Genomic DNA, 21,095 nt, shown 5'->3' with positions numbered 1-21,095 from the left:
GATCGTCTACAACACGATCCGGCCCCACGAAGGAATCGGCATGGCCCGACCCATCGAACGCTACCAACAAACCCCGAAACCAAACCCACCAGACCAGAAATCTGTCTCATCTACTTGACACGCGACAGATCACGACGGCGGCTGGGACCGGTCAGCGGTCTTTCACTGTGTCGCCGGGTTCTTATGCGGTGACTGAGAGTCTGTCTGCGGGTTATGAGTTGACTGGTATTGGGGGTGGCTGTACGTCTTCTGGGGCCACTGGGACGGTGACGGTGGCTGCGGGTGAGACTCTGACTTGTACGTTTAAGAGTGTTGACTCGGGTATGTTTGTGGATATCGGTGATTCGATGTTCGACGCCGATATTTTGTGGTTGGCTGGTGAGGGGATCACACGGGGTTGTAACACGGTGGGGGATTGGTTCTGTCCGAACGGTTTTGTGACGCGGGGTCAGATGGCGGCGTTCCTGCACCGAGCTCTCGGTTAGAAGCTAGTGCCGTTGCCTGACGCGGCACTAGGTCGACAAACTCTCTGCGAACCACGATCACGGCTCAATTCTCAGTGCGGCCTTGCCGATAGTCATCTTGTTGGACCGGTGAGCGCCCTGCGCCGCGCCAATGTCAATTAGACAGGATTGGTGATACACAAGATGCTGCGACGACCCTGGGTCCATCAGGCGCCCACGCAGCCGGGTCCTGTCGACGCAGTCATCGGTAAGTCGACTGTTCGGTATGTGGTCGGTCTAGGACTGATAGCCCTGCTCATCATCGCGGGAGCGTTTGTCACGCAATCGTCGCTCAACGGCCAAGAGCACGACGCTGCCCAAGTGAGCGCTGCCGCCGGTCAGATCACAATTGCCCAACGAATCGCGGTCCAGGCCCAGAGTGGACTCGCCAATGCGGGTTCGATACCCGTCGACGATGTTGTCCGTGCCATCCGATCAACGCTCGACGAACTCGAAATGGTGCAAAGCGGGCTCTGGGTTGGCGACCCCAAGCTTGGCTTACCCGGAAACACCGGGCCAGTTATTCTTGAGCTGTTCATGGTCGCCGAACCTTATCGCGCCGGACTCAGGGACTCCACAAACGCCTACATCAAGGCACTCTCCGACGGTAAACCTACGGCGACCTACGTCGAGGCGATCGATGATGAGTCGTCCCTGTTCCAGGCCGCGATGGAAGTCGTTGTCGCCCAGCTCGAGAATGATGCCGCGGGCCGCGTTCAATCACTCAAGACGACGCAGCTCATCTTGCTTGCGGCGACGCTCATCCTCATAGTGCTAGAGGGCTTGTTTCTCATCCGGCCGGCCGAACGGCAACTTCGTACTGTCTGGTACAGCCATGTCGAAAAACAACGAGATGCCCGTGATCGGGATCAGCGCAGGCTGACATACCTTGCGAGATACGATCCGCTCACCGGACTCATGAACCGGACCTTATTCAACGAACATCTCGAGTCGGCGGTGGCCCGTGCACGGACCGACGGTTCGCTCGTCTCGTTGATGTTTTTGGACCTAGATGACTTCAAGGGTGTCAACGATCGTTACGGGCACGCCGTGGGTGATGACCTACTTAAGCAAGTCGCCGAGCGGCTCATTGGGACCGTTCGTGAGTCAGATTCTGTTGCGCGCCTCGGTGGGGACGAGTTCACGGTTGTTCTCGAAGGCAACCACAGAATCGAAGACGCCGGCAACGTCGCAACGAAGATTCTCGCCGCCCTCAGTGTTCCGTACAACATCAACGGTATCGAGTTCCGAACCTCGGTATCAATCGGCATCGCGCTCTATCCGGTCGACGACGACAACGCACAAGATTTGCTCCGGGACGCCGATATTGCGATGTACTCCGCTAAGGCAGCCGGGCACAACACCTACCAGTACTTCACCCCAGAACTCCGGGATCAGACATCAGAGCGACTCTCCCTAATTGATGGGTTGCGCAGGGCTCTCGACAACGAAGGTCAGCTTGAGCTGGTCTATCAACCGAAGGTTGATGTAGTCGAGGGCCGCACCGTTGGTTTTGAGGCGTTGCTGCGTTGGCATCATCCTGAGTTCGGTCTTGTGCCGCCGTCGCGGTTTGTACCGCTAGCCGAGGAGACCGATCTGATTCTCCCAATTGGGGAGTGGGTTCTTCGGGAGGCATGTAGGCAAGCAGTGTTGTGGATGCGTCTAGGCATGGAGTTTGACTCTGTGAGCGTCAACGTGTCTGTGCGTCAGATTCGTCGTGGCGATTTCGTAGAAGTTTTGCACCGTGCGCTAAGCGATGCAGGTCTGCCTGCTGTGAAACTCGAGATTGAGATCACCGAGGGGACCCTCATCGAAGACACTCAACTGACGAGGCGAGTTCTAGACCGCCTGCACAGCATGGGTGTGCAGATCGCGATCGACGACTTCGGAACGGGGTACAGCTCGCTGAGCTATCTGAAACGTTTCCCGATCGACACGCTAAAGATGGACCGTGCATTTGTGCGCGACATCGATGGTTCGGGAGGCTCGGCCGTACTGTCGACGGTCATTTTGACGCTTGCTGACGCACTAGGGATGAAAGCGGTCGCTGAGGGAGTCGAGACTCTCGATCAGGCGAGGCATCTGCTGGATGACGGATGCCATGTGATGCAGGGCTCCCTGTTTGCAAAACCGATGCCAGCCCTGCAGTTCGAGCGCTGGATGTCAAACGAAACGCACCCGACGCTCGCTGAGACTGTGTTGATGATAAGTGGGGGACCCGCCAAGCTTCGAGCTGTACCAGGATCTGAAACAGCGTAGAATCTCGGCATGATTAGGTGGTTTCTTCTGCTCGGAGCGTGCGTGGTGTTTGCCGCATGCGCGAGTAGTTCAACCCCGCCGCTTCCCGGAAATCTGACACGGTTCCTCGACGTCGCGATCGGGCAATGTTTTGTGTTCGATGAACCGACGACCCGGACGGTCGCTGGTGTGGAGATTGTTGACTGTGAGTTTCCGCACACCTACGAGCTCTTCTCGTTGAACGAAACCGCCGCTACCGAGTGGGCAGACATCAACACATTCAACGCGGAGGCGGTGTCGAGTTGTGCGCCGGCACTTGAGATATACACGGACACGCTGATAGGTACAGGAAACTTCGACTTTGCATTTTTCACGCCGTCCGTTCGAGAGTGGCAAGACGGCGTACGCACCTTTGGTTGTTACGCATTCTTGCTCGATGGGACCAATGCAGTCGGGTCATTTCGCGTTGATTCGGAGACTCGCCGCGTGGCGCGCCGTGCCCTCGAAGTCGGTGCCTGCTTTGTGGCACCCCCGTCGAGCGTGGTCTTTACTGTGCAACTCGTCGATTGCGATGTCGCCGATGTTGAGGTGCTCGGTATCGAGTTTTACAGAGACGGGGACGCTGCCTACCCCGAATCCATGCCTCAGGACGCTCAAGCGGTGTGCGACAATTTGGCGGCCGAACTCAGCATTGAAGGCACGCCCACCTATTTCGCCCCACCGCAGTTGGGATGGTCAAATGGCGAGCGCGCGATCGTCTGCCTCCTTCAACTTTCCGCGAATTCGGCCTGACCCGGTCCAAAGCGACGTAAGCTATCGCCCGCAATGCTCATCGTACGCGACGTATCCATTGTTGTTGGCGCACGCACCCTGCTGAGTGACGTCTCCTTTTCCCTTCAAGCCGGTGACAAGATCGGGCTCGTCGGTCACAACGGCGCGGGAAAAACGAGCCTCATGAGAACTCTGGCCGGGGAGCTCCGGGAGGCATCTGGTGAGGTGGTCGTTTCGGGCAGGCTGGGGTATCTATCCCAAGAAGCCGCGCTCGTCGATATTGAGGACGCGGAAATGTCTGCGCTGGAGCGCATCCTGATGGCGCGCGACATCGGAGCACTCGAACGACGAATGGAGTCCGTCAGGCGCGATATGGAGCAGGCCGATGGGGACGAACGTGACAGGCTGATTCACCGATATGCCAGGCTTGACGACGAGTTCACAGCTGCGGGCGGATACGTCGCTATTGCGGAAGCGACTCGTTTCGCAGCGTCGCTTGGCGTTGCTGGCGACGACCTTGCCCAGCCGGTGTCAACTATGTCGGGTGGCCAACGCCGCCGGGTCGAGCTCGCACGCATTCTCTTTGCGGAGACCGATACCTTGCTTTTGGATGAGCCAACGAATCACCTCGATCTCGAAGCAAAGACGTGGTTGATGGATTTTCTTTCCCGCTACCAGGGTGGAATGTTGGTTATTAGTCACGACCTCCCGTTGCTCGACAAGTCCATCACATCTGTGCTCGCCACCGAGAATGGTGCGCTCGAGGCGTTTCGTGGAAACTACTCCTACTACCTATCCGAGCGTGAGAGCCGTCGCGATCGACGACTTAAGGAACGCAAACACCAAGACGCAAAGATCGCTCGCCTTGAGGAGGGCATCCGTCGGTTTAAAGGCTCGAGCGAGAAGCTGGCCAAGCGTGCGCGTTCGTGGGAGACCCGTGTCGAGAAGCTAAAAGCCCAACGGACCGAGATCTCGGCGAATCGCCGCAACGTCGCGGTCAGATTTCCTCAACCAGAGACTACGGGTCGGACACCGATCAAGGCCGAGGGGCTGGCCAAGGCTTATGCGGACAACGTCGTGTTTGTCGACATCGACGTTGATATCGACCGCGGTGAACGGATGATTATCGTTGGGCTGAACGGTGCTGGGAAGACCACCCTGTTGCGGATTCTTGCGGGAGTCGAGACGTCCGATCTTGGTGACGTGCATTACGGGTTACGCGCATCAGTCGGTTATTACGCGCAAGAACACGAGCAGATCCGCGCCGGCAAGTCAGTGATCGACCACATGCGTGATGTCTCCGGGTCGCCTGATAGGGAGCTGCGGTCGGTGCTCGGGCACTTTCTTCTGGCTGACAAGGTCGAACAGGATGCCGGCACGTTGTCCGGCGGTGAGAAAACGAAGCTCGCTCTAGCCCAGGTCGTGATGGGGAGACACAACCTGCTTCTCCTTGATGAACCAACGAACAACCTGGACCCGCAGTCGAAGGAGGCATTACTCGACGCGCTTACGCAGTACGTCGGTACCTTGATTCTGGTTAGTCACGACACCGACTTCGTCGAGCAGCTCGTTCCCGATCGTGCCATCTTGATGCCCGATGGAGACACGGTTTGGTTTGAGGAGGAACTTCTCGAAATGGTCGCCCTGACGTAGTCCACCAACACCGACATCGATGCTCGGAGGCGACGCTCAGCGGATCGTCGTCGGGACTCCCAGCTGCCGCGAACTGTTTCTCATGTCGAAGATTCGGTGATGGTCACTTCGATATCAGAAATGTCGAGCGTGATGAGTACCAGCGATCGATGTGTCGGGGAGCTAAAGGCGACACGCACGAAGTCGGTTTGAGCGAGGACAAGTTCGGTGGAAAACCCCGGCTGCGGCGACACCCACTGCAGGAACAGTTCGCCACCCAAGCGTCTTATCCCGATTGATCCTCCAACGAGATGCGCGACTTGTGTCGCGGCAATTTCCGCGACGGAGTCGTCGAAGTTAGCTGTTGACCGGTTTTGGTCAATATCCCCGACGCGGTCGTCGGGAGGATTTCCCCCTCCGTCGGCTGCTATATCACCCTCGCGGGTTTGACCGGTTTGGTCGGGCGCTTCCTCGGACGTGTTCTCAACGCTATCGACGCCGCCGGAGGCTTGGGGCTCGTTCGCAGATTCCACTGTCACTGCGACGGGAAGCGCTTCTACTTCAGCTGCCGACAACGGTTCAAGTGGGCGGTCATTTACGCGACCTCCCGCGACCGTCACGGCACCCAAAGCGACCAAACTTGTCACGGTGGCCACGATGACCCAGCCGACGACGAGGAGGAGTCTCTGCCGCATTGCTGCCATTGTGGTGCACACCTCCTTTGGCTGCGGCCAATATTACGTTAAAGAGTCAATAAAGTCTGTTGAGAATTGCGGAAAACCTCTACAGTGGACACATGGTGTCCGTAGTGATCATCGAAGACGAACAGAGGATTCGCGAGCTGGTCGCCCGTGTGCTTGCAGGTCAGGGTTACGTCGTCGAGTCAATGGTGACCGCAATGGACGGGCTTCACGCGGTTGTGCGTGGGAAACCGGATCTTGTGATTCTCGACATGGGCCTCCCCGATCTTGATGGGAACGAGCTGCTCAAGATGATCCGGGCAGTTAGCGACGTGCCGATCATTGTGGCCACCGCCCGTGGCGAGGACGTGGATATCATCAAAACTCTCGACGCAGGAGCCGACGACTACCTCGTCAAGCCGTTTTCCGTCGAGCAACTTGAGGCACGCGTCCGCGCCGTGCTTCGACGGGTGTCGGGGGAAGGTCGCCGTGGCCAACCGATCGTCGTCGGTGGAATAGAGATCAATGCAGCTGCGCGATCTGTCAGTTTGGACGGTGTGACCCTCGAACTGAGTCCCAAGGAGTTCGATTTACTGAGGTTCCTTTCTGAACGCGTGGGCGAGGTCATCTCGAAGCGTGAGATCCTCGCTGAAGTGTGGCGTCAACCGTACGGCGGGTCGGAGAAGACTGTTGACGTCCACATCTCATGGCTTCGTAAGAAACTCGGCGAGTCCGGCGCTGAGTCGAAGTATCTCCAGACCGTGTTCGGGGTCGGAGTGAAGCTGGTCGATCCCGGAGAGTGAGACGCAGACTCGCCCTTGTGTCGCTCGCCGTTGTGGCACTCGTTGTCGTCTCATTCCTTATCCCGCTTGCGGTGTTGGTTCGAAACCAGGCACAGGACCGTGCCATCTCACGCGCCGAACGCGAGGCAAAATCCATTGCTGCGACCGTAGCTGTGCTCGCATCCGAGCCAGAAGCGGCACCTGACGACCTGACATTGGTCACTGCGGTGCTTGAGAGCTTTGGATCGCCGCCAGGGCTTTCGGTCATTTTGCCCTCGGACGAAATCGTTGGCGAGGGTTCCACTTCGGGAGTGAACTTGGATCGGGCCCGGTCAGGTAGTGCGTTCACGGCCCGTATTCCAGAAGGGGTGGAAGTTCTCGTTCCAGTGTTGGTCGCCGACTTTCCAGCGAGCAGTACCGCGGCTGTTGTTGTTCGGTCGTTTGTGTCGACGGAAGAACTCACTCGCGGCGTCGTGGTTGCCTGGTTCATGCTCGGCGGTCTCGGCGTCTTCTTGCTGCTAGTCGCTGTCTGGGCTGCGGACCGTTTCGGAAGATCGGTGGTGCGTCCGGTGACTGCCCTGTCCGAGGCTGCGCGTCAACTAGGCGCTGGTAATCTCGACACCCGGGTCGAACCAGATGGTCCCGCGGAGATCGCCGAGGTTGGAGTGGCGTTCAACGCTCTGGCACGCCAGCTTGGAGATCTCCTCTATGCGGAACGTGAGTCACTTGCAGACTTGTCGCACATGCTGCGCACGCCACTGACGGCGCTCCGTCTTCAGGCGGGGACGTTGTCAGACAAGGAGGAGGCGAGCGCGATCTTCAAGGACATCGAGGCAGTTGAAACCGCGGTGGACTCGCTCATCGAACAGGTCCGTCGTCCCGATACGGACGAGCAAGGCCATCGCTGCGATATGTCCGATGTAGTGCGTCATCGCGGCCCGTTTTGGAAGGTGCTCGCCGACGAGCAGGGACGGCCGACAACGATTGTGACGTCTGGTGGGGACCTCGTCATCGGTCTGTCGTCCGATGATCTAGGTGTCATCATCGACACCTTGCTCGAGAACGTCTTTTCTCACACGCCGTCGGGCAGTGGATACACGCTGATGTCTCACCGGACTCCGCGTGGCGACGCGGTGCTGGTCGTCGAAGACGAGGGATCTGGGTACGTCCAGGAAGAGGTCATGGAGCGTGGTGTGTCTGGCGCTGGTGGCACCGGCCTCGGTCTCGACATTGTGAGACGCACTGCCGAAAGGGGGGCGGGCACTGTGCTGGTGCGGCGCGGCGCGTCAGGTGGGGCCCGAGTCGAGGTGTCGTTCCCGATCGTTGCCGGGTCGACGTGACGATCTAGCTCTACCGAGCAGCTTCGCGAGTTCCCGCCGCCGGGACGGCTCGGTCACGCGCGCATGCCCGGAGGCGATCGATATCTTCCGGTCGAGATTGAGAAAGAGGTACCGTTGCGGCGATCTCTTGCAGGATGTGCGACGTACTCAGCGGTGCGGCGTCGTCGAGCGATCGGTACAGCGCACCGACAATTGCCGCCTCGATTTCAGCACCGGAGAACTCTTTCGCGGCTGCCACGAGATCTTCGATTGCGAAGTCAGCAATGTCGAGCTTGCGGCGTTCCAAATGAAGTTCAAAGATCGCACGTCTTGCGTCCTCGTCTGGCAGATCGACGAAGAAGATCTCGTCGAAACGCCCGCGGCGTAGAAACTCGGGCGGTAGCGAGGTGACATCGTTTGCGGTCGCAACGATGAAGACGTCGGCGTTGTGGTCTTGCATCCGACGAAGCAGCGTTCCGAGGATTCGTCGACTCACACCTCCGTCGCCGTCGCCCGAAGTGGCGAAACCTTTTTCGATTTCGTCAATCCATAACACAACCGGGGCCATGGTCTCGATGGAGGTTAGAGAATTGATGAGCCGTTTCTCGGTTTCCCCAATGTACTTTGAGTAAAGCCGTGCCGGATCGAGGAGCACAAGCGGTCTTTGCCACGTGGCGGCTAGCGTTTTTGCGATCAGGGATTTCCCACATCCGGGAATTTCCGTCACGAGGATCCCTCTCGGCGTACCGATTCCAAGCTGTTCAGCGAGGTCCTGGGCTAGCGCGCGCTCGCGTAAGGACAACCAACGCTTGAGGCCTTCAAGGCCGCCGACTTGGTCGAGGTTCCCGAGATTTTGCTCGATCAGTTCAAGCACGCCGTCGTCGGCGAGTAGCGCGGCCTTGGCCACTCGAAGTTTCGGAATATCGGTCTCGTCGATCACTGTCTCGTCGAGCCACGTTTTCTGCAGTAGGCGGCCAGCCTCGGTCAGGTTGAGTCCCTTCAAGGCCGACACCGTCTGCTCCCGGTCGTCCAAGTCGAGATCGACCGCCAGACCCCTGCGGGTAAATTCACGCAGCAACGTATCGACAAGGTCGGCGATTTCCGATTCGCTTGGACGTTGCAGTCGCCACTGCCTGGCCTGTTCCCGAAGTTCGTCTGGCATCTTGAAGTCGGGTCCGGTGACGATGTACGTCTGCCCTTCCGCTGCTTGTGCGGTGGCTTCCTTCAACCCTCTCACGACCGTAGGATCCGTGAAGAACGGGTGCAGGTCCGCAAACACGAACACTGCCGGCGTTTTGATCTCGGCGGTGAATTCAAGGGCGACGATCGGCTTTTGCGTACCGTACTGTCCGTCATGACCGGCCCTGGCCAAACCTCTCGTGGCCGACCACGTCCAGACTGGCAGCGACAGGTTGTTTGCGACTCGGGTGAGGAGTCGTAAGAACCTTGATTCTTCAAAGGTTTGGACGCTCAACAGCGGATGGCGTGAGCGGAGCAGCGCCGTGAGATCTTGCATTGAGTCCATGCGGTGTCATCGGTGCAACGCGATCACTCCCGAAACGATCTCTGTGGGACAATGCGGCGGTACCGCCGGTTCCAGCAGAAGGTATCACCGCATGAACGCAGACGTTGTCGTCAGCGACGCTCCTGACGGGTACCCCGTCGCGTGGCAGTTTGACGCTGTCCTCAAGGATGGCAAGACCGTTCGAGTTCGACCGATCCTGGCCTCGGACGGAGAGGGTCTTCAGGACCTGGTTCAGGGCATGTCGTCGCAGAGCGCCTATTTCCGATTCTTTCGCGTCAAGAACAGCCTCACTGACGACGAGATTGAGCAATTCACTGTTCTCGATTACGCAGCTCGCATGGCCTTCGTCGCGATAGCTTCCGGTGAGCTCATTGGTGTCGGCCGGTACGATCGGCAAGGGGAAGGGAACGAGGCTGAGGTCGCTTTCGCGGTCGCCGAGGGCCATCGTCAGCGCGGGGTTGCGTCGCTTCTGATTGAACATCTGACTCGGTACGCCCGTACCCAAGACATCGACCGGTTCAACGCCTTCGTCCTCGCAGAAAACCATGCGATGATGCGCGTGTTTCGCAATGCGGGATTTGCAATGGAACGCTCCTTTGAGGATGGCATGTACGTCGTGAAGTTTCCTACGGAGGAATCCGAGGAGCGTCTGGCGATCGAAATTCAACGGGAACGTCGCGCCATTACTGCCTCGATGATGCCGATCTTCTATCCGCATTCGGTTGCGGTGATCGGCGCCGGCCGCAACGCGATGTCGATCGGCGGGCGCTTGTTTAGGAACCTCCTCAGAGGAGAGTTCACCGGCCCCGTTTTCCCGGTCAATCCGAGTGCGTCGGTTGTGCAAAGCGTGAAGGCGTACCCGTCGGTGCTCGACGTTCCCGATCCCATCGATCTCGCCTTCATCTCAGTACCAGCCGAGCATGTTCTCGCCGTAGTGAAAGAGTGCGCCGAAAAAGGCGTCAGAGGCATTGTGGTGATCTCGGCCGGGTTTGGTGAGACAGGTTCTGAGGGACGCGCACGGGAGCGAGCGCTCCTAGCGGTCGTGCGTTCGAGCGGTATGCGTATGGTCGGTCCGAATTGCATGGGGCTGTTGAACACGGACCCCGTTGTCTCAATGGACGGCCAGTTCGGACCGGTTGCCCCGCCACGCGGTAACGTCGCCATGTCCTCGCAAAGTGGTGCGCTGGGGATTGCGATCCTCGATTACGCCAAACGTCTCAATATCGGGATCTCCAGCTTCGTGTCCGTCGGTAACAAGGTCGATGTCTCCGGCAACGACCTGCTGCTGTTCTGGGAAGATGACCCGGCGACCGACGTCATATTGTTGTATCTCGAGTCGTTTGGGAACCCGCGTCGCTTCGGCCGCATCGCGAAGCGCATCGGGAGGAAAAAGCCGATCGTGGTTGTGAAATCTGGGCGCAGCGCGGCTGGGGCTCGAGCTGCAAGCAGCCATACCGGTTCGCTCGCAAGTGCCGACGCCGCTGTCGATGCGCTTTTCCATCAATCGGGTGTTATTCGCCTTGATACCCTGGAATCGATGTTCGACGTGACGTCGTTGCTGGCGAATCAACCTCTTCCCAAGGGTCCCCGAGTTGCAGTACTCACGAACGCCGGCGGCCCCGCGATCCTCGCCGTAGACGCATTGGAAGCTCAAGGACTCGAAGTAGTCGAGTTTTCGGCGGGGCTACGAGCGGGGCTGCAAAAGGTTCTTTCGCCAGACGCTTCGGTAATTAACCCGGTCGACATGATCGCATCTGCGGGCCCCGAGCAGTACGCAGCGTGTTTTTCGCTCCTCCTTGAGTCGGATGAGATCGACGCTGTGCTTGTCATTCTCATCCCGACGTCAGCCGACGGAGCGATAGAGACAGCCCAAGCAATTCGCGACACGGGTGACAAATACGACGGCGACAAAACGTTGCTGGCGGTCTACATGTCGTCGGGTGGCGCCCCCGACGAACTGTCCACCGGTCGCAACAGACTTCCCACTTATCCGTTTCCCGAGCAAGCCGCCCGTGCGTTGGCGAAAGCGCTCGGATATGCACAATGGCGCGAAGCGGACCCGGGGGCCGTGGTCCAATTTGAGGATGTCGACCCCTTAAGTGCCCGGGCGATAGTCGACGCGGCGGTATCGAGGGCAACGGCTGGCGCTTCCGAAGACGAAGGGCTGTGGCTCGATCCGGATGAGGTCGAGGGAGTTCTCAGCGCGTATGGGCTTTCGCTTCCGTTCTCGAAAGTGGTGACCACCGCTGAGCAGGCTGTTGTTGAGTGGTCGAAGCTGGGCCGCCCGGTTGTGCTGAAGGTGGTTGCTCCTTCAGCGTTGCACAAGTCCGACATCGGCGGGATCGTTCTTGATCTCAACGATGCGCAAGCTGTGCGGAGTGCGTTTGATCAAGTGATGTCCGTCGCCGACGACGCTGAGGGAGTTCTCGTACAGGAGTTCCTTGCTGGGGGACACGAGGTCCTCATCGGAATGACCGAGGACCCGAATTTCGGCCCCCTGATCGTGTTTGGCCTCGGTGGCGTGTTTGTCGAGTTGATCGGTGACGTGTCGTTTCGTATTCATCCTGTCACCGACGTCGATGCGCACAACATGGTGTCAGAAGTGAAGGCGGCACGTCTTCTCCGTGGGTATCGAGGCGGAGACGCCGGCGACATTCCTGCTGTGGAAGATGCCATCCTGCGGATATCAGCTCTTGTGCAGGACCTCCCTGAAGTTGTCGAGATGGATCTGAATCCGGTCAAAGTGCGACGCCCCGGCGAGGGCATCTCCGTAGTTGATGCCCGGATTCGGGTGTGCCCAATAGGAGACCGGTGGGTACCAAACCGGCGCGACGTTCCCTCAGAGATCTAAGGTACACGCATGAACGTTGTCGATCTTATGACCACCGGTGTCTCCACAGTGACCCCGGATACGTCGTTGCGTGACGCCGCGCGAGAGATGTTCCGTTCGCAAGTCAGTGGTCTTCCGGTAACCGACGATGACGGCTTGTTGGTTGGCATCATCACCGAGGCTGATTTTCTTCGCCTCGAACTAAGTCGATTCGAGTCGGATAACCCGGCTGCCGTGGAGTCTGTCGGCGACATCATGACGCGGGCGGTGGAAACGATCGGGCCAAACACCCCCCTTGTCGAAGCTGCGAAGGTCATGGTCGTGCGCGAGGTCAAGCGGCTGCCTGTCGTGGACGACTCGGATCGCTTGGTCGGCATAATCTCGCGGATGGACGTCGTCAATGCATTCACCCGGCCCGATGAAGTTATCGAGGATGAGATCCGCGAGGACATTGTTCGCCGCGTACTCGGACTCGAGCCGAGCAAACTCGATGTCACTGTGAGAGAGGGTGTCGTCTACCTGCGCGGCGCCATGGTGACAGAGGCCGAGGCCAGGATGCTGGCTGAGATGGCCCGCCGACTTGACGGGGTCCTCAAGGTTGTCTCAGAGCTGTCGTGGCCGCTGCGTAGTGTCTGATTTGACCCAAACGAACGGGTCGTTTGAGGTCTCGGTCGGTCACACCATTGCTTGGCTGCGATGGGAAACTCCCCGTCACACCCTCAGGCTGCTGTTCGTCCACGCCACCGGGTTTTGCAAGGAGGTGTGGCGGCCAACGGTGGACGAACTCGCCGAACGTGGTCTGGAGTTTTCTGCGACCGCTCTTGACCAGATGGGTCACGGTGCTTCAACTCGAAACTGGGACGTGGCCGTCGACTGGTGGCAGAACGGGAAGGACATCGTGCAACTAGCCGACGGTGAGCCGTTCGACATGGTCGTCGGCCACAGTTCCGGTGCAGGTGCGGCGATGCTCGGGGCTTTGATTGACCCCCGCCTAACCCACCGTCTGGTTCTTGTCGAACCTATCGTCTTCCCGCCGCCGTACGTGTCGATCGACGATCATCCGTTGGTGCGAGGCACCCGTCGTCGCAAGACAAGATTCGATTCCCCTGCCGCCGTGTACGCCAACTTCCACGGCCGAGGCACGTTTGCCGGATGGGACGAACGTGTTTTTGAGGAGTACATGAAGGCAGGATTCGTTGACCATCCCGACGGATCTGTACGGCTTGCGTGCGACTCCCGCCACGAGGCCGAGTTTTACTCATCTGCGACCCTTCATGGCGGTTGGGATCGCATGGGTGAGGTTACTGCGCAGACGCACGTTGTGGCAGGCGAGTTGTCTGACTCGCACTCTGCCGATTTCATCGAGATCCAAAGACAGAGGCTGAACGCAACAAGCGAGATCCTCATGGGACTCGGCCATCTCGTCCCAATGGAGGATCCTGGCGTCATGGCCGATGTTGTCATTCGCCAACTTGGCGACACCGCGGGTTTATAGCACATCAGGGTGTGCTCAGACTGGCCAATGTGCGCTATTGACAGGGTTGCTGCGTCGCGCCACTTTGTCGTGGTTGGCGCTCATTATCATGGCGCGCCGCAATGATTTCATCGCACGACATACGCGTCCTCAGGGAGGGTCTCTCAGGCGACCCATCAACAATTCGGACGGCCGTTGTGCCGACCTCGCTGCATCCCCTCACGCTCGTACGGTCCGGTGCCCATCTATTCCAGCGAGCGTTCTTCTACTCCGAGCCGGCCGGGACGACGTTTGGGGGGCTGGGGAGTGTCTGGCACGGCGCCGCAAGTGGCACCGAACGCTTCTCGCTCCTCGGTGCAACATTGGGATCCGCCGGGCTGCCCTCGGGGGTTCGGGCAGCGATGGGATTTTCGTTCTCCGACGACGGCCCGCGTGAGAGTCAGTGGGACTCCTTTCTGGCTGCCGAAGCATGTGTGCCGTTGCTGTCGATAGTGGAATCCGTAGAGGGCGAACGGGTGTTGCGCGTTTCGGTAGCCGCCGGTCAAACATCAGAACTTGCGCTCTCGACCCTGGCGAGTTTGGTCGAACCTGAACGTCCGCGGCCGCCGCAGCCCGGTGATCACACGGTTGAAGCACATCCGTCGACGCTGGCGTGGCAGCAAGAGGTTGAAGACGCGGTCGATGCGATCCGCGCAGGAGTCGTCCACAAAGTGGTGCTTAGCAGGTCGGTTGTCGTGAAGTCCGAGGCGCCCATCCCTCCGTTCGACCTTGTGCATCATCTCGGTGCGGTACATGTCGGTTGTTATGTTTTCGGCTGGCAGGTTGGTGATGCCGTGTTCCTTGGTGCCACGCCGGAGTTGCTGTTAGCAAAGGACGGCAGGCAGGTTGTATCGAACCCTCTCGCAGGTTCTGCTCGGCGCGGATCGAGTGACCAGTCCGACCAAGCGATCGGCGACGAACTGATGGCATCATCGAAGAACCGATCCGAGCACGCCTTCGTCGTGGATGACGTCGCTGAACGTCTCGACGGGCTGACCGAGAACCTAACGATTCCCACGGAGCCTTCGCTGCTCAGAACCGCTGCTGTGCAACACCTCTCGACGAGAATTACCGGGACGTTGCGCAGCGGGGTGTCGCTTCACGACGTCATCGCATCGATCTACCCGACACCGGCCGTCGGTGGTTCACCGCGCCAGCAGGCGCAGGTCCTGATCGACAAAATCGAACAACTCGACCGCGGCTGGTATTCGGGTGGAATCGGCTGGGTCGACACGAGCGGCGACGGAAGTGTCGCTCTGGGTTTACGGTGCGCCCTGGTTCGGGGCAACGAGGCTCATGTATATGCGGGGACCGGTATTGTTGCCGGCTCAAACGCTGAGGCCGAACTTCTCGAGACTCGTCTCAAACTGCGCCCCCTGCTGAACCTTCTGTCCGCTACATAAGCGCTGCCCGGACCGACCCATCCATGGCAGTCGGCAGCCGCGGACATGTATGTGGTGGTAGGAATGCCCAGACGGTCGATCGCCGATACGCCGCCAGGCTACGCTGCCGGGCAGGCGGAATCGCCGGAAGCGTCCAGAACGGCCGGCTCGGTGCCTGGTTGGATCTCCTGCCAGTGCAGCAGCGGTGATGTGTTTACGACTTGCTGAATGGCGTCGACGAGACGATAGATTATCCGACGGTCTTCATGTCGCTATGAGCCAGGCCGCGGGGCGTGTGTTCGGTTCTCCTGGCGTATAGCGCCAAGTGCCCGCTCACGAGAATCGTTCAAAGATCGCGCGTGCTGCAAACGCGAACACGGCTGCCGCACTGCCTGTCGTGACGATCAAAAGTTCGAACGCACTAGCCCGTCACAGTGGTGAGTGGATTGGTTCGGAGACGATCGGTAATGTGACTGAGGAACGACACTAGGAGCGAAGATGCCATGAGACTTACAGACACCGTGCATCTTGTTGGAGGAGGACCGTTCTCTGGGTTCGGGTTGACTTCTGCGCCTGATTCGCATGTGTATCTTGTGGATGGCGGCTCGGAGATCGCGCTTATCGACTGTGGCCTCGGACTCTCCGGCTCTTTTGCGGAACTTGAGGCGAATATCGCCGCTGCCGGTTTCGATCCGAGGGATATCTCCACCGTCTTTGTTACGCACTACCACGCTGACCACGCGGGCGGGGTGCATCTCGCCCGGGAGCGCTTTGACGCTCGGATCGCGATCTCTGTTGATGCTGCTGCGGTCATCGAGGCGGGCGACGAGGATGCCAGCGGACTCGCCGCTGCTCGAGACGCCGGAGTGTTTCCGCGAGACGCCACCATGATACCGACGCCGGTCGACGAACAGTTGGTCGACGGCGACGAGCTGCGGGTTGGTGACGCTCGCATTCAATTCATCGCTACCCCTGGTCACTGTGCCGGCCACGGCTCCTATCTCCTCTCCGGTGTCGGTCACGATGCCCTCTTCGCGGGCGATGCGGTGTTCTGGGCGGGACGCATCCTCCTGCAAGCGGTGCCTGACTGTGACCTCCAGGCGTCGCACGCGTCGATCGGTCGGCTCGCTGTACTGGAGTTCGAAGCCTTCTTCCCGGGTCACGGCGCCATCACTGTCAGCGGAGGAAGCATGCATCCGCGGATGGCGCAGGCTGAGATCGATAAGCTCGCCATCCCAAAGAGCATCGTTTGAGTTCGAAGCGTGTACAATGCGGGATCGCGGATTGGTTCAGCGGGTGAGCGCTAGTATCCCTGCCGGCTGGCGCTCATTGCGAGCCTATGCGGCGTAGCGAGACACCGGCGACGAGAGTTTCGCCGTCGACACAGCCATAGGATGAGTACGAGGGGTAACGAGCGAATGACAACGGATAGAACGGACGGGTCCGACGTCAGTCTCGTCGACCGTGTGGTCACAATCACGAGAGAACGAATCCTCAGCGGGGAGTACGAGCCTGGAGCGCGTCTTCGCCTTCAAAAGCTTGCAGGCGAGGCTGGTGTCAGCCTGATCCCGGTCCGTGAGGCGCTGCGGATCCTCGAGGCTGAGCGACTCGTTGTTTCCGTTGCGAACAAAGGGTCGAGGGTCGCGGACCTATCGGTCGAAGACATGAGGGATCTTTACGCAACGAGGATTCTGCTCGAGACTGCCGCACTGCGCTCTGCTCGGCCGTTGAGCGGGGACGCTGCCGCTGAACTCAGACAGACGCTTGCGGCGATGAAGGCCGCGCACGAAGCGGCTGATTTCGACACGATGCTGCGACTTCATCGCCAATTCCATTTCGGACTCTACGCGCAAACGACTTCGCCGTGGCTGTCCTATTTGATCGACATCCTGTGGAACCACACGGAGCGGTACCAGCGGCTCTCGATACCCTTCCGGCACGATGGGGCCGATGCTGAGCACCTGCGGGTGCTTCGCGCACTCGAGAAGGGAGACAACGAGGGCGCCGCTAGGTCATTACAGACGCATTTGGAGTCCACCGCTCGATTGGTCGAAGAAGCGTACAGTATCGGCACGGTCCTGCGGACCGCCGAGAAGTAATCCGCCAACACCGCGGTGGCTTCTTCGCGACTCGGGAAAATCGAAGAAAACCCTGATCGACTCATCATCCTGCCCTATGTGGCGACCGCCGCCTTCGAAGCTTTCGAGCCTGGCGCCAGGCAGGTGTCACGCGGTATGACGCCTCGAACGCCATGTCCTCCCGTTTCATGACATCGGGAGATCGTTTTCGAGAGTAGCTTTTTGGCGGCCTCTCTCGGTGCGCATCCGTGTGCTCCGGCCGCGTGACTCCTCGACGTATTCGATATCGTGCTTTCGAGTTGATATCGTAGGTTCCGGCACCGGTACCCGCTGAGGAGGGAACTCATGGCCACCGCCCAGGTCAACGGCGTGAGCCTTTACTACGAAATCAACGGTGAGGGCCCGTGGCTGTTTCAGGTGCCCGGCGCCGTATCGGGTCACGAGGGATACGGGTCCGTTACCCCCGCAATGGCAAAGCACTATCGCGTACTTGACTATGACCCGCGAGGGTACGGCTCGAGTGACAAGCCGGACCAGCGTTACACCTTCGAGGTCTGGGCGGACGACATGGTAGGACTACTCGATGCCCTCGATGTCGAGGCTACGCATCTGCACGGCGGTTCGATGGGGAGCACCCTTGCTCTCTACTTTGCTGCACGATACCCACAGCGGGTACGCGGTCTGGTCCTAAGCGGATGCGCTGCTAAGTCGGACTCTATGGCGGTCGCCCAGTACGAAGTGTGGAAGAGCCTCGCCCGGGCTTATGGCACGGACAGCCGAGAACTCGCTTGCGAGCTCGCCTCGAAGGCCGTCAGTCGGGACTTTTTCGACGGCCCGGATGGGGGAGAGACTCTGATCGACGCCATCGCCGATCTCGCCGGGCGCTTTGTGTCGCCAAAAGTTTTCTGCGATGCATGCGATGCGTTGATCACCGTGGACGTGACCGGCGATTTGGCTGATGTTCGCGCGCCCACGTTGATCATCGCGGGCGGCGTGGACATGCTCACACCCCCAGTACAGGGGCCGAAAGGGGCGGGAGCACGGTTCATCTTCGAGGGGTTGACCGGCGTCCCGTTCAAGGAGTATGTGGAACTCGCGAGAAGCGCTCACGGCAACCTGATGGAGCACCCGGACGAGTGTATCGCCGCCATTGTTCCCTTCCTACGACGCGTCGACGCGACGCCGTCCGGCTGAGGAAGTGGGATTGTAGGGTTATTGTGCGACGGCTATGAAGCCGCTGCGATTACCGGGTTGGTCATGTGCCCGATTCCCTCGATTTCCATTCTCACGGAGTCTCCGGGCCGTAGGTACTCCTGAGGATCACGGGCGAACCCGACGCCAGCGGGCGTTCCCGTACTGATTACTGCACCTGTCTGCAGCGTGATCGATCGGCTCAGAAAGCTCACCAGGTAGGCGACATCGAAAATGAGCTGATTCGTCACCGAGGACTGTTTTAACTCGCCGTTCACCCAAAGCTTGATCGCGAGATTGTCCGCTGCGCCGAGCTCGTCCGTAGTCGTTATCCATGGACCCATAGGTTTGAACGTGTCGAAGGACTTCGCTCGACTCCACTGGCCGTCCGCCATCTGGATGTCTCGCGCGGAAACGTCGTTGATGAGAACGTATCCAGCGACCCGATCAATAGCCTCGCTTCGGGGGATGTCACGCCCGCCGGTCCCGATGACGATACCGAGTTCGACCTCCCAGTCGACCTCATCGGTGAAGGTTGGTATTTCGATTGGGTCACCGGGATTGGTTACGGCGCTCGGGAGGAACCCAAACGTCACGGGCGATTCTGGAAGGGTGAGACCTGATTCCGCAGCGTGGTCCTTGTAGTTGAGACCCACTCCGATGAACTGTGGCGGATTTGGAATGGGTGCGAGTAGCCTCACGTCTTCGAGTCCGATGGGGTAGCGGGCTCTGTCACGGAGGTCCGCGAGGTTCGCGGGTGGCCGACTCAGCGCATCGAGGATTGAGCCGGACCCGGCTCGTGCTGGGAACACCGTCGAGCCGTCGACGAAGCCCCATTCGATCGTGCCGGAACGTTCGAATCGGGTGATCCGCATCTGTTCCTCACCTTCTTGGTCTTCTTGGTCGCCAGGTAATTGTATATTATCATCTGAACTCAGCGATTCCCTATTCTGAAGGGTGGAAGCGGCGGATGTCGGGCCGACCAGTGCTTCGCGATCTGCAGTCGCGAGCGCCATGACCTTCAGCCTTGTTATCCGGGGCGGTCTCGTGGCTGATGGTTCCGCTGCAGAGATTGTTGAAGCCGACGTTCACATTGTCGACGGTGTTGTTGTGTCGGTCGGGCCGACGGGGGTGAGGGCGACCGGTGATGTGCTTGACGCCTCAGGACTCATCGTGGCTCCCGGGTTCATTGATACACATACGCATTCGGACGTTTTGCCGTTTCTGGGCAGCGAGCACGACGATCTCCGTCTTGGGAGCGTGCGCCAGGGTGTCACCACAGAGGTCGTCGGTAATTGTGGATTCAGTCTCTTCCCGGCGCCGGCTGGCGAGGCGGGTATGGCTGTGGCCCGCCACCTTGAACCGCTCTTCGGGGCAGGAATGCGCACCGCCGTCTCGTTCGCAGACTATGCGAGTGCGTTGAGAAATATGCCGATGGCGGCAAACCTTGTATCGCTGGTGGGACAAGGCACCCTACGAGCTGCCGTCGTCGGGTTCGACCATCGCCCTGCGACTGCTGAAGAGGTAAGCCAGATGGTCGCCCTTACAGATACTGCGTTTGAGGGCGGGTGTGCAGGCCTTTCGACCGGCTTGCTGTACCCCCCGGGGTCGTATGCCTCGACGGACGAAATCGTCGCGCTGGCAGCGGTCGCTGCCCGCTACGGGCGTCCCTACGTCTCGCATATCAGAAACGAGATGGACGAAGTTGTCGCTGCGGTGGAGGAGGCGCTCGCCATCGGTGCCACCGCGGGCGCGGCGGTACATATATCGCATCTCAAGGCCGGAGGTCGGAGGAACCACGGGAAACTCCCGGAGCTGATAGCCCTTCTCGAAGAGGCCCGTAGCGCAGGTTTTGATGTTACAGCTGACATCTATCCCTACACCGCGGGGAGCACGGTGCTTGCGGCATTGCTTCCTCCTTGGGCGACCGAGGGTGGAATCGTACGGACGATCGATCGGATCCGCCAGCCAGCAGTCCGCGAAAGGATCCGCTCGGAGTTCGCTGATCCGCCGGCATCCTGGCAGAACTTTCTTGCAGGCGGTTCGTGGGCGGATGTCACCATCGCCTCTTCGTCCACCCGTCCGGAGGTCGAAGGTTCGACAGTGGCCGCTGTCGCCGCCCATGGAGGACTCGACGAGATTGACACCGTCTGCGATCTTCTCATCGACGACGGGGGAGCGGTCACGGTCATCGTCGAGATGGCAGCCTCCGATGACATGGAAACGTGTCTGGTGTGGCCCCACGCGATGATCGGTTCCGACGGCATTCCAATTCCCGGTAAACCTCATCCTCGGTGGGCCGGGTCATTTGCACGGGTCCTCGGTCGGTATGTCCGAGATGACGGGCTCTTGAGTTTAGGGGAGGCAATTCGCAAGATGACATCGCTTGCGGCAGGCCGGTTCGGGCTCAGAGGCCGCGGATATTTGCGACCCGGGTCCGCCGGTGATGCTGTGGTTTTCGACCCCGACCTGATCATGGACAACGCAACCTATGCTGAGCCGCTAGCGGCGCCTTCGCATGTTCGCCATGTCGTCGTCAACGGCGTTGCGGTGATCCTTGATGAACAGGACACGGGTGCTCGACCCGGCCGCTTCCTACACACCCGGTCATGACTATCTGCAGACAACAAACGAGAGGCAAAGCGGCGTGA

Annotated in this window: 17 protein-coding genes; 14 read left to right on the top strand and 3 right to left on the bottom strand. The window is 59.6% G+C overall.

Features of this window, described 5'->3' with window-relative positions; genetic code table 11:
- Nucleotides 1-188 precede the first annotated feature (188 nt).
- The 4 genes from IIC71_01265 (at nucleotide 189) to IIC71_01250 (ending at nucleotide 5,165) form a co-directional block, all read left to right on the top strand.
- Nucleotides 189-485, top strand: coding sequence for an S-layer homology domain-containing protein (locus IIC71_01265; GenBank protein ID MCH7667823.1), 297 nt, complete (start codon nucleotides 189-191; stop codon nucleotides 483-485).
- 150 nt (nucleotides 486-635) lie between these two features.
- Nucleotides 636-2,762, top strand: a complete 2,127-nt coding sequence (locus tag IIC71_01260) for an EAL domain-containing protein (protein MCH7667822.1) — start codon at nucleotides 636-638, stop codon at nucleotides 2,760-2,762.
- A gap of 9 nt (nucleotides 2,763-2,771) precedes the next feature.
- Entirely contained in the window at nucleotides 2,772-3,533 is a 762-nt protein-coding gene (locus IIC71_01255; GenBank protein ID MCH7667821.1) for a septum formation family protein, read from the top strand.
- Nucleotides 3,534-3,566: 33 nt separating this feature from the next.
- Nucleotides 3,567-5,165 (top strand): ABC-F family ATP-binding cassette domain-containing protein, encoded by a 1,599-nt coding sequence (locus tag IIC71_01250; protein MCH7667820.1) that lies wholly within the window; start codon nucleotides 3,567-3,569, stop codon nucleotides 5,163-5,165.
- Between the two features lie 80 nt (nucleotides 5,166-5,245).
- Here the strand turns inward: IIC71_01250 and IIC71_01245 are convergent, their stop codons facing one another.
- Nucleotides 5,246-5,839, bottom strand: a complete 594-nt coding sequence (locus tag IIC71_01245) for a hypothetical protein (protein MCH7667819.1) — start codon at nucleotides 5,837-5,839, stop codon at nucleotides 5,246-5,248.
- A gap of 101 nt (nucleotides 5,840-5,940) precedes the next feature.
- Here IIC71_01245 and IIC71_01240 point away from each other — a divergent pair, with 101 nt between their 5' ends.
- A complete protein-coding gene (locus IIC71_01240; protein ID MCH7667818.1) occupies nucleotides 5,941-6,627 on the top strand; it encodes a response regulator transcription factor in 687 nt (228 codons plus the stop codon).
- The gene (locus IIC71_01235) at nucleotides 6,624-7,946 is read left to right on the top strand and encodes a HAMP domain-containing protein (GenBank protein MCH7667817.1); all 1,323 of its coding nucleotides are present in this window, start codon (nucleotides 6,624-6,626) and stop codon (nucleotides 7,944-7,946) included. Before IIC71_01240 ends, IIC71_01235 begins: the two co-directional genes overlap by 4 nt.
- A 10-nt stretch (nucleotides 7,947-7,956) precedes the next feature.
- Here the strand turns inward: IIC71_01235 and IIC71_01230 are convergent, their stop codons facing one another.
- Nucleotides 7,957-9,450, bottom strand: coding sequence for an AAA family ATPase (locus IIC71_01230; GenBank protein ID MCH7667816.1), 1,494 nt, complete (start codon nucleotides 9,448-9,450; stop codon nucleotides 7,957-7,959).
- Between the two features lie 91 nt (nucleotides 9,451-9,541).
- Here IIC71_01230 and IIC71_01225 point away from each other — a divergent pair, with 91 nt between their 5' ends.
- The 7 genes from IIC71_01225 (at nucleotide 9,542) to IIC71_01195 (ending at nucleotide 18,447) form a co-directional block, all read left to right on the top strand.
- Nucleotides 9,542-12,301 (top strand): GNAT family N-acetyltransferase, encoded by a 2,760-nt coding sequence (locus IIC71_01225; GenBank protein MCH7667815.1) that lies wholly within the window; start codon nucleotides 9,542-9,544, stop codon nucleotides 12,299-12,301.
- A gap of 9 nt (nucleotides 12,302-12,310) precedes the next feature.
- Nucleotides 12,311-12,916 (top strand): CBS domain-containing protein, encoded by a 606-nt coding sequence (locus IIC71_01220; protein ID MCH7667814.1) that lies wholly within the window; start codon nucleotides 12,311-12,313, stop codon nucleotides 12,914-12,916.
- Nucleotides 12,909-13,775, top strand: a complete 867-nt coding sequence (locus IIC71_01215; protein ID MCH7667813.1) for an alpha/beta hydrolase — start codon at nucleotides 12,909-12,911, stop codon at nucleotides 13,773-13,775. The genes IIC71_01220 and IIC71_01215 overlap by 8 nt, the downstream gene beginning before the upstream one ends.
- A gap of 101 nt (nucleotides 13,776-13,876) precedes the next feature.
- Nucleotides 13,877-15,196, top strand: coding sequence for an isochorismate synthase (locus IIC71_01210; protein ID MCH7667812.1), 1,320 nt, complete (start codon nucleotides 13,877-13,879; stop codon nucleotides 15,194-15,196).
- A gap of 482 nt (nucleotides 15,197-15,678) precedes the next feature.
- Complete coding sequence (locus IIC71_01205) at nucleotides 15,679-16,428, top strand: MBL fold metallo-hydrolase (GenBank protein ID MCH7667811.1); 750 nt, start codon at nucleotides 15,679-15,681, stop codon at nucleotides 16,426-16,428.
- A gap of 165 nt (nucleotides 16,429-16,593) precedes the next feature.
- A complete protein-coding gene (locus tag IIC71_01200) occupies nucleotides 16,594-17,274 on the top strand; it encodes a GntR family transcriptional regulator (protein MCH7667810.1) in 681 nt (226 codons plus the stop codon).
- Nucleotides 17,275-17,598: 324 nt separating this feature from the next.
- Nucleotides 17,599-18,447 (top strand): alpha/beta fold hydrolase, encoded by an 849-nt coding sequence (locus tag IIC71_01195; protein ID MCH7667809.1) that lies wholly within the window; start codon nucleotides 17,599-17,601, stop codon nucleotides 18,445-18,447.
- Between the two features lie 32 nt (nucleotides 18,448-18,479).
- Here the strand turns inward: IIC71_01195 and IIC71_01190 are convergent, their stop codons facing one another.
- Nucleotides 18,480-19,319 carry a fumarylacetoacetate hydrolase family protein gene (locus tag IIC71_01190; protein ID MCH7667808.1) on the bottom strand — a complete coding sequence of 280 codons (840 nt, stop codon included), beginning with the start codon at nucleotides 19,317-19,319 and terminating at the stop codon, nucleotides 18,480-18,482.
- Between the two features lie 139 nt (nucleotides 19,320-19,458).
- On the opposite strand from IIC71_01190, the gene IIC71_01185 reads away from it, so the two are divergent.
- Nucleotides 19,459-21,057 carry a D-aminoacylase gene (locus tag IIC71_01185; protein ID MCH7667807.1) on the top strand — a complete coding sequence of 533 codons (1,599 nt, stop codon included), beginning with the start codon at nucleotides 19,459-19,461 and terminating at the stop codon, nucleotides 21,055-21,057.
- Nucleotides 21,058-21,095: the final 38 nt, after the last annotated feature.

The organism is Acidobacteriota bacterium (assembly GCA_022562055.1).
Lineage (GTDB): Bacteria > Actinomycetota > Acidimicrobiia > Spongiisociales > UBA5794 > BMS3BBIN02.
Note: the sequence above shows the minus strand (reverse complement) of the source record. Positions and strands in the feature narration are given on the sequence as shown.

What these genes read in the sequence shown, in the direction of transcription:
- IIC71_01210 (MCH7667812.1), top strand. Translation starts at nt 13,877, where the DNA reads ATGATTTCATCGCACGACATACGCGTCCTCAGGGAGGGTCTCTCAGGC.
- IIC71_01220 (MCH7667814.1), top strand. Translation starts at nt 12,311, where the DNA reads ATGAACGTTGTCGATCTTATGACCACCGGTGTCTCCACAGTGACCCCG.
- IIC71_01245 (MCH7667819.1), bottom strand. Translation starts at nt 5,839, where the DNA reads ATGCGGCAGAGACTCCTCCTCGTCGTCGGCTGGGTCATCGTGGCCACC.
- IIC71_01250 (MCH7667820.1), top strand. Translation starts at nt 3,567, where the DNA reads ATGCTCATCGTACGCGACGTATCCATTGTTGTTGGCGCACGCACCCTG.
- IIC71_01195 (MCH7667809.1), top strand. Translation starts at nt 17,599, where the DNA reads ATGGCCACCGCCCAGGTCAACGGCGTGAGCCTTTACTACGAAATCAAC.
- IIC71_01230 (MCH7667816.1), bottom strand. Translation starts at nt 9,450, where the DNA reads ATGGACTCAATGCAAGATCTCACGGCGCTGCTCCGCTCACGCCATCCG.
- IIC71_01240 (MCH7667818.1), top strand. Translation starts at nt 5,941, where the DNA reads ATGGTGTCCGTAGTGATCATCGAAGACGAACAGAGGATTCGCGAGCTG.
- IIC71_01200 (MCH7667810.1), top strand. Translation starts at nt 16,594, where the DNA reads ATGACAACGGATAGAACGGACGGGTCCGACGTCAGTCTCGTCGACCGT.
- IIC71_01225 (MCH7667815.1), top strand. Translation starts at nt 9,542, where the DNA reads ATGAACGCAGACGTTGTCGTCAGCGACGCTCCTGACGGGTACCCCGTC.
- IIC71_01190 (MCH7667808.1), bottom strand. Translation starts at nt 19,319, where the DNA reads ATGCGGATCACCCGATTCGAACGTTCCGGCACGATCGAATGGGGCTTC.
- IIC71_01205 (MCH7667811.1), top strand. Translation starts at nt 15,679, where the DNA reads ATGAGACTTACAGACACCGTGCATCTTGTTGGAGGAGGACCGTTCTCT.
- IIC71_01255 (MCH7667821.1), top strand. Translation starts at nt 2,772, where the DNA reads ATGATTAGGTGGTTTCTTCTGCTCGGAGCGTGCGTGGTGTTTGCCGCA.
- IIC71_01185 (MCH7667807.1), top strand. Translation starts at nt 19,459, where the DNA reads ATGACCTTCAGCCTTGTTATCCGGGGCGGTCTCGTGGCTGATGGTTCC.